Raw genomic sequence first — 11,016 nt, forward strand, 5'->3', positions numbered from 1 at the left:
GCACCCGCGGCGGCGGCGTGGCGGTCGCCAGGGCCGCCGGCAGGCGCGCCGCCACCAGCGGCAGGCGCACGACGAAGCGACAGCCGCTGCCCACGCCCTCGCTGTGCGCCTCGACCGTGCCGCCGTGCATCTCCACCAGCTGCTTCACCAGCGCCAGCCCGATGCCCAGCCCGCCCTGCGCCCGCGCGACCGAGCGGTCGACCTGCGCGAACATGTCGAACACCCGCGGCAGCATGTCGTGCGAGAGGCCGACGCCGGAGTCCTGCACCGAGATCACCGCCTCGCCGTTCTCCGGATCGGTGCGGCCTTCCTCGCGCCACGCGCCGAGTTCGATCGAGCCGCCCTCGGGCGTGTACTTCGCGGCGTTGTTCAGCAGGTTCGCGACGATCTGGCACAGCCGCGTGGTGTCGCCGTCGACGCACAGCTCGCCGGCCGGAGGCAGCTGCACGCGCAACTGGTGCCGGCCCGCGTCGACCAGCGGCCGGCTGGTCTCGACCGCCGTCTTCAGCACCTCGGCCAGGTCGACGCGCGTGCGGCGCAGTTCGAGCTTGCCCTGGCTGATGCGGCTCACGTCCAGCAGGTCGTCGACCAGGTGCACCATCTGCCCGAGCTGCCGCTCGATCACATCGCGCGCATGCGCCTGCGCCACCGGCCCCGGGCTGCGCTGCATGATCTCCAGCGCATTGCGGATCGGCGCCAGCGGGTTGCGCAGCTCGTGCGMCAGCGTCGCGAGGAACTCGTCCTTGCGGCGGTCGTTGTCGTGCAGCGCGGCCTCGGCCAGCTTGCGGTCGGTGATGTCGGCGACGATGCCCAGCAGCCGCCGGCTGCTGCTTCGGGCATCGCCCTCGATGCCATAGAACACGCCGTGCGCCTCGATCCAGTGCAGCGAGCCGTCGGGCCACAGCACGCGGGCCTCGAAGTGCAGGTCCTGCTGCGTCGCCTCGCTGGTCTGGAACAGCGCCGCGATGCGATCGCGGTCGGCCGGGTGCACATGCGACAACATCACCCGGCTGCCCCATTGGCCCACCGGCTCGTCATAGCCGAAGCAGCGGTCGTGGCGCAGCGAGGTGCGCGCGGTGTCGCTCGCGATGTCGAGTTCCCACTCGCCGATGCGCGCCGAGTCGAGCGTGAACTGCAGCCGCGCCTGGCTCTCGTGGAACGCGGCGTCGATCTGCGCCTGCTCGGTCACGTCGGAGGCGATCACCAGCACCGACTCGACGCTGCCGTCGTCGCCGAACTCCGGCATCAGGCGCGCGTTGAAGAAGCGTTCGCCCTGTGCAGCGCTGTTCATCGCGTAGTTCAGCCGCACCAGCCGGCCGGTGGCGAACACCTCCTTCAGCGCACCGTTCCATTGCGCGCACAGCGCCGCCGGCAGCCCGAGCTCGCCGAAGGTCTTGCCCAGCATGGTCGACGGCGTGATGCCGAGATGACGCTGCACGACCGGGCTCACGTAGACATGGCGCAGCTCGCGGTCGATGCGCGCAAAGATGTCGGGCGAGTTCTCGACCAGCGTCGCGAACTCGCGCTCGCGGCGCGCCAGCGCGAGCGAGGCGACCATCAGCGTCTGCTCGGCCGCCAGGCGCGCGCTCACGTCGCGGATCACGCACAGCCGGCCCATCGGCTCGCCCTGGGCGCCGCGCAGGCGCGACACGGTGCATTCGACGTGGAGGGCCTCGCCGTTGCGCTTCACGTGCAGCAGGCGGGCGCGGTAGCTGCCGGTGTCGAGCAGCTCGCGGCGGCAGCTCTCGCGCAGCGCCTCGTCGGGCCAGACCTCGCGGTAGAGCTCGTCGTGGCCGCGGCCGAGCAGCGCCGAGGCGCTCTGGCCGTACTGCCGCTCGGCGGCAGCGTTCATGAAGATCAGGTGCCCGCCGTCGTCGAACGCGAGCACGGCGTCTTCCATCTGCGACAGCACCGCGCGGCGCAGCTTGTTGTCGGCGGCATTCGCGGTGTCGAGCGTGTAGATGTCGCGGCCGACGACGATCGCGTCGACGTCGCCGTTGCGGATCGCCCGCAGCGTGTCTTCGGCCTCCTCCAGGCGCGCCCGCAGCCCTTCGTTGTCGACGAGCGCACGCTGCAGCCGGTCCGCCGTCATTCTCCCGCTCCCGCCGCCGGCAGCGGGTGCAGCGGATCCAGCGAACGGCGCAGCCGCTCGTCGTCGGACAGGTCGCCGATGAAACGGCGCAGCGGCAGCGGCGCCAGGCGGATCAGCGTCGGCGCCGCGACGATCTGGTCGGCGGCCGCCTGTTCGACGTGCTCGCCGATGTCGAGCACCTCCAGCCGGTAGCGGCCGGCCAGGTGGGTCTCGCAGAAGCGCCGCGCATTGACGACCGCCCGCGCCGAGGCCGGCGTCGCCCCCGTGACATAGAGCCGCAGGTCGACGAGGTCCGGCAGGCGGTCGTCCAGCGTCATCGCGCTCGTGCCGAAGACGGCACGTAGGGCCGCACGTCGAGGCCGACCAGCACGCGCTCTTCGTTCGACAGGTCGCCGATGATCTTGCGCATCGGCTCCGGCACCTTGCGCACCAGCGTCGGCACCGCGAGGATCTGGTCGCCGGCGGCCAGCTGCGGGTTGACCAGCAGGTCGACCACCTCGATCGAGTAGCGGCCCGCGAGGTGGGTCTCGCAGATGTGCTTGAGGTTGTCGAGGGCCGCCATGGACTTGGCAGTATGCCCCGCCACGTACAGCTTGAGTTGCCACTCGGGGTGGGTGGCGCCGGTGGCACGCGTCGCGCTCATCCTCGCCCCTCCTGCGCCTCGCGCAGCTTGCGCGTCGAGCCGGTCAGCACGCGCTGGTCGGACACGAACACGTCGACCAGCTCGACGCCGTGGTCGCTGAGCAGGAACTCGCGCACCTGGTTCGAATGCGGCATGCCGCGCGACTTGACGACCTGCAGCGTGCGCGTGCGCTCGCCGTTGAACTCGAGGTTCGCCAGCACGATCCAGGTGTCCATCAGCGACGAGACGCCGACGCCGGAGCTGTCGAACACCTCGGTGGCCGGGCCGTGCGTCAGCGTCGTGAACAGCGAGGTCACGCCCTGCTGCTTCAGGAAATCGATCAACCGGATCAGCGTGGCCTGCAGCGAGCTGTCGGCCTGGCTCATCACGAGGTTGCTGATCGGGTCGATCACGACCGCGTCGGGCTTCGATGCCTTGACGATGTCGTACATCGACACCAGGTGCTGCTCCAGCCCGTGCAGCGTCGGCCGCGACGCATGGATCTCCAGCAGGCCCTGCGCCTTCCAGCGGCCGAGGTCGATGCCGATCGACTTCATGTTGCGGATCAGCTGGCTCTCGGACTCCTCGTACGCGAACAGCACCGCCTTCTCGCCGCGCGCGCACACCGCATCGACGAAGCTCGCGCCGACGCTGCTCTTGCCGGTGCCCGCCGTGCCCGAGAGCAGCACGCTGCTGCCGCGGAACACGCCGCGCTTGCCGAGCATCTCGTCGAGCCCGCGCACGCCGGTGGAGACGCGCTCGCCGCTGGCCTGGTGGTCCAGCCGCAGCGAGGTGATCGGCAGCACCGACAGGCCGCGCGCGCCGATCAGGAACGGGTACTCGTTGGTGCCGTGCGCCGAACCGCGGTACTTGACGACGCGCAGCCGGCGCGTGGAGACCTGGTCGACGATGCGGTGGTCGAGCAGCAGCACGCAGTCGGCCACGTACTCCTCGAGGCCGTAGCGGGTCAGCGTGTTCTCGCCGCGCTCGCCGGTGACGATGGCCGTCATGCCGCGGTCCTTCAGCCAGTGGAACAACCGGCGCAGCTCGGCACGCAGCAGCGCCTGGTTCGGCAGGCCGGAGAACAGCGCCTCGATGGTGTCGAGCACCACGCGCTTCGCGCCGATGCGGCGGATCGCATGGTCGAGCCGGATGAACATGCCCTCCAGGTCGTACTCGCCGGTCTCCTCGATCTCGCTGCGCTCGATCTTCACCTGGTCGATCGCGAGCCTGCCTTCGGCCTGCAGCACGTCCAGGTCGTGGCCGAGCGAGCGCATGTTGGCGACCAGGTCGTCGTTGCTTTCCTCGAAGCTCATGAACACGCCCGGCTCGCCGTACTGCAGCGCACCGTTCACCAGGAACTCGGCCGCCAGCAGCGTCTTGCCGCAGCCGGCGGCGCCGCACACCAGCGTCGGGCGGCCGCGCGGCAGGCCGCCTGTGGTGATCTCGTCCAGGCCGGCGATGCCGGTCGGGGCCTTCGGCAGCAGCCGGTCGGCGCAATCCTGGGGATGCGATGTCTTCATGCAGGTCCTTCTCTTCTCGGCGATGTCGTCAACCACGGGTCCTGACCGCGGCACTGATCTCGTCCATCAGTTCCTCGAGCTCCTCGGGCTCGAACGGCTTGCGCAGCGCGCGCACGTTCGGGCCGAATTGCCGCACCCACTCGCCGAACTCGTAGCCCGAGCACAGCACCACCCAGCGCTCGGGCTGCTTCGCGAGCAGCTGCTTCGCGAAGTCGGTGCCGGAGATGCCGGGCAGGCTGACGTCGGTGACGACGATGTCGTACTCGTTCGCGGCGCACAGCGCCAGCGCCTCTTCGCCGTTGGCGCATGCGGTCAGCGTGCGCCCGGGCTGCTCCATCAGCATCGAGATGCTCAGGCGCAGGTCGTCGTTGTCTTCGACGTAGAGCACGGTCACGTCTTGCAAATCGGGTCCTCCAGCGGGTGCCATGGTGAAAAAGTCTACGCTGCCGCGGCGGGTGCCTGGACCCGCCGGCAGGCCATGGAATCGGATGGGTGGGGACTCGCCAACCCAGCAGATTCGCGGGTCTCCGGGGCGCGGCGCGTTCAATGTAGTCCCCATCCTACAAGCGCAGACGGTACCGTCCGTCACAAGCTTGCGACGATGCAGCGCTAGTCTGCAGGACCGCGCGCACGCCACGCATGCAAAAAGACATGCGATGGGCCAAGATCGACTCCACCATCCTGCTCTCGTCGGCTTCAATCTGTCTGGAAAGCCCTGTCATGAACGTGATCGAACTCAACGAAATCGCGACGCCGGAGCGCGAGATGGCCACCCTGCTCGCCGCGCTGACGCAGCTGCGGCGCGGCGACGCCAGCGTGCGCCTGCCGCTGCACTGGGAGGGCCTGCCCGGCAAGGTGGCCGACGTCTTCAACGACCTGGTCGAGCAGAACGCCGCGATGGCCGACGAGCTCGGCCGGCTGCGCCAGGTGGTCGGCAAGGAAGGCAAGCTGAAGCAGCGCGCGGTGCTCAGCGAGACGCGCGGCTTCTGGGGCGCCTCGATCGACTCGATCAATGCGCTGATCGACGACCTGGTGCACCCGACCAGCGAGGTGGCGCGGGTGATCGGCGCGGTGGCGCAGGGCGACCTGAGCAAGAGCATGGCGCTGGAGGTCGAGGGCCGCGAGCTCGAGGGCGAGTTCCTGCGCACCGCGAAGACCATCAACAAGATGGTGGAGCAGCTCGGCAACTTCTCGGCCGAGGTGACGCGCGTGGCGCGCGAGGTCGGCACCGAGGGCATGCTGGGCGGCCAGGCCAAGGTGAAGGGCGTGGCCGGCACCTGGAAGGACCTGACCGATTCGGTCAACTCGATGGCCGGCAACCTGACCGACCAGGTGCGCAACATCGCCGACGTGACGACCGCCGTCGCGAAGGGCGACCTGTCGAAGAAGATCGACGTCGACGTGAAGGGCGAGTTCCTGACGCTGAAGAACACCATCAACACGATGGTCGACCAGCTGCGATCGTTCGCCTCCGAAGTGACGCGGGTGGCACGMGAAGTCGGCACCGAAGGCTCGCTCGGCGGCCAGGCACGGGTGGAAGGCGTCTCGGGCACCTGGAAGGACCTGACCGATTCGGTCAACTCGATGGCCGGCAACCTGACCAGCCAGGTGCGCAACATCGCCGACGTGACGAAGGCGGTGGCCGCCGGCGACCTCTCGAAGAAGATCACCGTCGACGTGAAGGGCGAGATCCTGGAGCTGAAGAACACCGTCAACACGATGGTCGACCAGCTGCGATCGTTCGCCGCCGAGGTGACGCGCGTCGCGCGCGAGGTGGGCACCGAAGGCATCCTGGGCGGCCAGGCCGACGTGCAGGGCGTGGCCGGCACCTGGAAGGACCTGACCGAGTCGGTGAACTTCATGGCCGGCAACCTGACCAGCCAGGTGCGCAACATCGCCGAGGTGACGACCGCGGTGGCCGCCGGCGACCTGTCGAAGAAGATCACCGTCGACGTGAAGGGCGAGATCTCGGAGCTGAAGAACACCATCAACACGATGGTCGACCAGCTGCGATCGTTCGCCGCCGAGGTGACGCGCGTGGCGCGCGAAGTGGGCACCGAAGGCAAGCTGGGCGGGCAGGCCGACGTGCAGGGCGTGGCCGGCACCTGGAAGGACCTGACCGACTCGGTGAACCTGATGGCGTCGAACCTGACCAGCCAGGTGCGCAACATCGCCGACGTGACCAAGGCGGTGGCCGCCGGCGACCTGTCGAAGAAGATCACCGTCGACGTGAAGGGCGAGATCCTGGAGCTGAAGGCCACCATCAACACGATGGTCGACCAGCTGTCCTCCTTCGCCGCCGAGGTGACGCGGGTGGCGCGCGAGGTCGGCACCGAAGGCCGGCTGGGCGGCCAGGCGCAGGTGCGCGACGTGTCGGGCACCTGGAAGGACCTGACCGACAACGTGAACTTCATGGCCGGCAACCTGACCGGCCAGGTGCGCGGCATCGCGAAGGTGGTGACCGCGGTGGCCAACGGCGACCTGCAGCAGAAGCTGACGGTGGAGGCCAAGGGCGAGATCGCCGCGCTGGCCGAGACCATCAACAGCATGACCGAGACGCTCGCGACCTTCGCCGACCAGGTGACCACGGTGGCGCGCGAGGTCGGCGTCGAGGGCAAGCTSGGYGGCCAGGCCAAGGTGCCCGGCGCSGCCGGCACCTGGAAGGGCCTCACCGAGAACGTCAACCAGCTSGCMGCCAACCTGACSACGCAGGTGCGCGCSATCGCCGAGGTGGCGACCGCSGTGACGCAGGGYGACCTGACGCGCTCGATCACGGTGGAGGCGCAGGGCGAGGTGGCCGCGCTGAAGGACACCATCAACGAGATGATCCGCAACCTGAAGGACACCACGCAGAAGAACACCGAGCAGGACTGGCTGAAGACCAACCTCGCGAAGTTCAGCCGCATGCTGCAGGGCCAGAAGGACCTGCTGACGGTGGGCCAGCTGATCCTGTCCGAACTGGCGCCGGTGGTCGGCGCGCAGCAGGCCGAGTTCTACGTGCTGACCGGCAGCGGCGGCCTGGGCCCGCGCCTGAAGCTGTTCGGCAGCTACGCCTCGGGCGGCCAGGCCTCGCACGGCAAGGAGGTCGACCTCGGCCAGGGCCTGGTCGGCCAGTGCGCGGTCGAGAAGACCAAGATCCTGGTGACCAACGTGCCGGGCAGCGCGTTCCGCATCGCCACCGGGCTGAGCGAAGGCGCGGCGCTCGACATCCTGGTGCTGCCGATCGTCTTCGAGGGCGAGGTGCGCGGCGTGCTGGAGCTGGCCTCGCTGGAGCGCTTCAACCCGGCGCACCAGGCCTTCCTCGACCAGCTGACCGAATCGATCGGCATCGTGATCAACACGATCAGCGCGAACATGCGCACCGAAGACCTGCTGACGCAGTCGCAGTCGCTGGCCGAGGAGCTGCAGAGCCGCCAGCAGGAGCTGCAGCAGACCAACGAGGAGCTGCAGGAGAAGGCGCGGCTGCTGGTGCACCAGAACCAGGAAGTGGAGCGCAAGAACCAGGAAGTGGAGCAGGCCCGGCAGGCGCTGGAAGAGAAGGCCGAGCAGCTCGCGCTGACCTCGAAGTACAAGTCGGAGTTCCTGGCCAACATGTCGCACGAGCTGCGCACGCCGCTGAACAGCCTGCTGATCCTGTCCGACCAGCTGTGCAAGAACAGCGACGGCAACCTGACGCCGCGCCAGGTGGAGTTCGCCAAGACCATCCACCTGTCGGGCAACGACCTGCTGATGCTGATCAACGACATCCTCGACCTGTCGAAGATCGAGTCGGGCACGGTCGCGGTGGATGTCTCGGAGCTGCGGCTCGAAGACCTGCAGCGCTCGGTGGACCGCAGCTTCCGCCACGTCGCCGAATCGCGCCACGTCGCGTTCGAGATCGGCGCGCCGGTGCGGATCGCACCGCTGCCGAAGACCATCGTCACCGACGTGAAGCGGCTGCAGCAGATCATCAAGAACCTGCTGTCGAACGCGTTCAAGTTCACGCACCAGGGCGCGGTGCGGCTGACGATGGAGGTGGTGGACCGCGGCTGGTCGCGCGACAACGAAGACCTGAACCGCGCATCGCAGGTGATCGCGTTCTCGGTGTCGGACACCGGCATCGGCATCTCGCCGGACAAGCAGCAGATCATCTTCGAGGCCTTCCAGCAGGCCGACGGCTCGACCTCGCGCAAGTACGGCGGCACGGGCCTGGGCCTCGCGATCAGCCGCGAGCTGGCGCGGCTGCTGGGCGGCGAGATCCGGCTGGTCAGCGCGCCGGCCGAGGGCAGCACCTTCACGCTGTACCTGCCGCAGAGCTACAGCGCCACGCGCAGCCTGCGCCACGGCCGCAACGCGCCGCCGGTGGTGATCGCCGAGGCGCTGCCGGTGCTGGAGCGGGTTCGCGCCGAGGCGCCGCTGCCGGCGAACGAGGGCAGCGATTCCGACGAGCTGGCCGACAACGCCGCCGATGACGACCGCGCCGACATCCTGCTCGGCGACAAGGTGCTGCTGATCGTCGAGAACGACCTGGCCTTCGCCGACGTGCTGCTGCAGGCGGCGCGCCGCGTCGGCTTCAAGGGGCTGGTCAGCACCAGCGGCGCCACCGCGCTCGCGCTGACGCGCGACTTCCAGCCGGCCGTCATCACGCTCGACATCTTCCTGCCCGACATGGAAGGCTGGCGCATCCTGGAGCGGCTGAAGTCCGACCTGACGACGCGCCACATCCCGGTGTGCGTGGTGTCGACCGACGACTCGCGCGAACGCGCGCTGCGCTCGGGCGCGGTGGGCTTCCTGACGAAGCCGCTGCAGTCGGTCGACGAGGTCGAAGAGGCGCTCGGCCACCTGCACGAGTTCGCCGAGCGGCGCCGCAAGCGGCTGCTGGTGATGATGGCCGACACGCCGGCGCGCGCCGCCTTCCTGGACGCGCTCGACACCGAGACCGACATCGTGCAGGCCGGCCGTGTCGACGAAGCGCGCGAGCGCATCGCGCACGGCAGCATCGACTGCCTGATCACCGACGGCAGCGTGKCCGACTTCGGGCCCGAGGATGTCATCGAGTCGCTCGAATCGCGGCCGCTCGCGCGCCAGCTGCCGATCGTGCTGGCCAGCCGCGACCCGGCGGTGTGCGTCAGCTGGGAGCGCGGCCACAGTGCGTTCGCGCTGCGCCGCGCCGACACGCTGGAGCGCATGCTCGATGCGTCGGCGTTCTTCCTGCACCGTGGCGAGGCGACGATGTCGGAAGAAGAACGCCGCTCGGCGCGCGAGCTGCATGACGCCGACCGCCGGCTGCACGGCCGCAAGGTGCTGATCGTCGACGACGACATGCGCAACATCTTCGCGCTGGCGACGGTGCTGGACAACCACGGCATGGTGATCGTCTCGGCCGAGAACGGCCGCGATGCGATCCGGCTGGTGGAGACCGACCCGAGCATCGACATCGTGCTGATGGACATCATGATGCCGGAGATGGACGGCATGGAGACGATGCGCCAGATGCGCCGGCTGCCGCGCGGCAAGGAGCTGCCGCTGATCGCGGTGACGGCCAAGGCGATGAAGGGCGACCGCGAGAAGTGCATCGACGCCGGGGCCTGGGACTACCTGTCGAAGCCGGTCGATACCGCCTACCTGCTGGTCGTGCTGCGCGGCTGGCTCAGCAAATGAGCACTGCCGCAGAACCGGGCCGAGCGCCGGGCCGCTCCCAAGCCGGCCCGGGTCCCCTCGGGGGACCGGTCGACGTACCCGGCGACCGAGGGGCTGACATCACCCGGGTCAACATCCTGGTGGTGGACGACCTGCCGGAGAAGCTGCTGGTGTTCGGCACCGTGCTCGAGGAGCTCGGCCAGAACCTGGTGTTCGTGCGATCGGGCCGCGAGGCGCTGCGCGAGGTGCTGCAGCGCGAGTTCGCGGTGATCCTGCTCGACGTCAACATGCCCGACATCGACGGCTTCGAGACCGCCGCGCTGATCCGGCAGTACAAGCGCTCGGTCGACACGCCGATCATCTTCATCACCTCGTACGCCGACGAGATGCAGACCGAGCGCGGCTATGCGCTGGGCGCGGTCGACTACATCCAGTCGCCGGTGGTGCCGCACATCCTGCGCAGCAAGGTGCGGGTGTTCGTGCGGCTGTTCGCGATGCAGCGGCAGATCCGCGAGCAGGCCGATGCGCACGTGGCGGTGGCCGCCGCCGAGGCCGCGCGCCGCGTCGCCGAGGACAACGACCGCCGCTCCGCCTTCCTGGCCGATGCGAGCCGGGTGCTCAGCGGTTCGCTGCAGGCCGAGGTCTGCGTGCAGGCGCTGGCCGAGCTGCTGGTGCCGGCGATGGCGACCGCCGCCGTCGTGCTGCCCGGCGACGAGCCGGGGCCGCGCCAGCGGCTGGTGACGGCGTCGGCGGGGGTCCATGGCAACACCACGGCGAACCGCATGCTGATGGACCTCGCGCCGCCGCTCGCCACGGCGCTGCGCCAGGCGCTGGCCGAACGCCGCAGCGTCGCGCTGGCCGCGAACGACCTCGCCGCCCTGGCGCCCGACGCCTTCGGCCCGGGCCGTGCGCGGGCGGTGCCGTGGCAGGCGGTGCAGGCGCTGCCGCTGGTCAACGGCGACCGCCTGCTCGGCGCACTGCTGGTGGCGACCGACGATGCGGCGCAGCGACCCGACTGGCGCGTGCTCGACGACCTCGCGGCACGCSCCGCGGCCGCGCTGGAGAACGCCATCCTCTACGGCAGCCTGCAGGGCGAGATCGTCGAGCGGCGCGCCGCCGAGATGCAGCTGCAGGAGGCCGGGCGGCGCAAGGACGAGTTC

7 protein-coding genes are annotated in these 11,016 nt (G+C 69.6%); 2 read left to right on the forward strand and 5 right to left on the reverse strand.

Translation table 11 applies throughout. The annotated features are described in order from the left end of the window. The 5 genes from AC1D12_RS13015 to AC1D12_RS13035 all read right to left on the reverse strand — a co-directional run. On the reverse strand, window positions 1-2,092 hold a 2,092-nt coding region (locus tag AC1D12_RS13015; protein WP_477840810.1), incomplete at its 3' end, for a sensor histidine kinase. Continuing rightward, window positions 2,089-2,409 (reverse strand): circadian clock KaiB family protein, encoded by a 321-nt coding sequence (locus tag AC1D12_RS13020; protein ID WP_052212246.1) that lies wholly within the window; start codon window positions 2,407-2,409, stop codon window positions 2,089-2,091. The genes AC1D12_RS13015 and AC1D12_RS13020, both read right to left, overlap by 4 nt. Next, entirely contained in the window at window positions 2,406-2,735 is a 330-nt protein-coding gene (locus AC1D12_RS13025) for a circadian clock KaiB family protein (RefSeq protein WP_465110448.1), read from the reverse strand. Before AC1D12_RS13025 ends, AC1D12_RS13020 begins: the two co-directional genes overlap by 4 nt. After that, entirely contained in the window at window positions 2,732-4,237 is a 1,506-nt protein-coding gene (gene kaiC, locus AC1D12_RS13030; RefSeq protein ID WP_477840812.1) for a circadian clock protein KaiC, read from the reverse strand. The genes AC1D12_RS13025 and kaiC overlap by 4 nt, the downstream gene beginning before the upstream one ends. Before the next feature lie 28 nt (window positions 4,238-4,265). After that, entirely contained in the window at window positions 4,266-4,631 is a 366-nt protein-coding gene (locus AC1D12_RS13035) for a response regulator (protein WP_465110803.1), read from the reverse strand. A 326-nt stretch (window positions 4,632-4,957) separates the two neighbouring features. Here AC1D12_RS13035 and AC1D12_RS13040 point away from each other — a divergent pair, with 326 nt between their 5' ends. Then, the gene (locus tag AC1D12_RS13040; RefSeq protein ID WP_477840814.1) at window positions 4,958-9,877 is read left to right on the forward strand and encodes a HAMP domain-containing protein; all 4,920 of its coding nucleotides are present in this window, start codon (window positions 4,958-4,960) and stop codon (window positions 9,875-9,877) included. 122 nt (window positions 9,878-9,999) lie between these two features. Beyond that, on the forward strand, window positions 10,000-11,016 hold a 1,017-nt coding region (locus tag AC1D12_RS13045), incomplete at its 3' end, for a response regulator (RefSeq protein ID WP_477840816.1).

The sequence above is a fragment of the Rhizobacter sp. P1_G5 genome, assembly GCF_056405435.1.

Bases quoted from the DNA above. Each gene is read 5' to 3' on its own strand.
- AC1D12_RS13025 (WP_465110448.1), bottom strand. From the start codon at position 2,735: ATGAGCGCGACGCGTGCCACCGGCGCCACCCACCCCGAGTGGCAACTC.
- AC1D12_RS13020 (WP_052212246.1), bottom strand. From the start codon at position 2,409: ATGACGCTGGACGACCGCCTGCCGGACCTCGTCGACCTGCGGCTCTAT.
- kaiC (WP_477840812.1), bottom strand. From the start codon at position 4,237: ATGAAGACATCGCATCCCCAGGATTGCGCCGACCGGCTGCTGCCGAAG.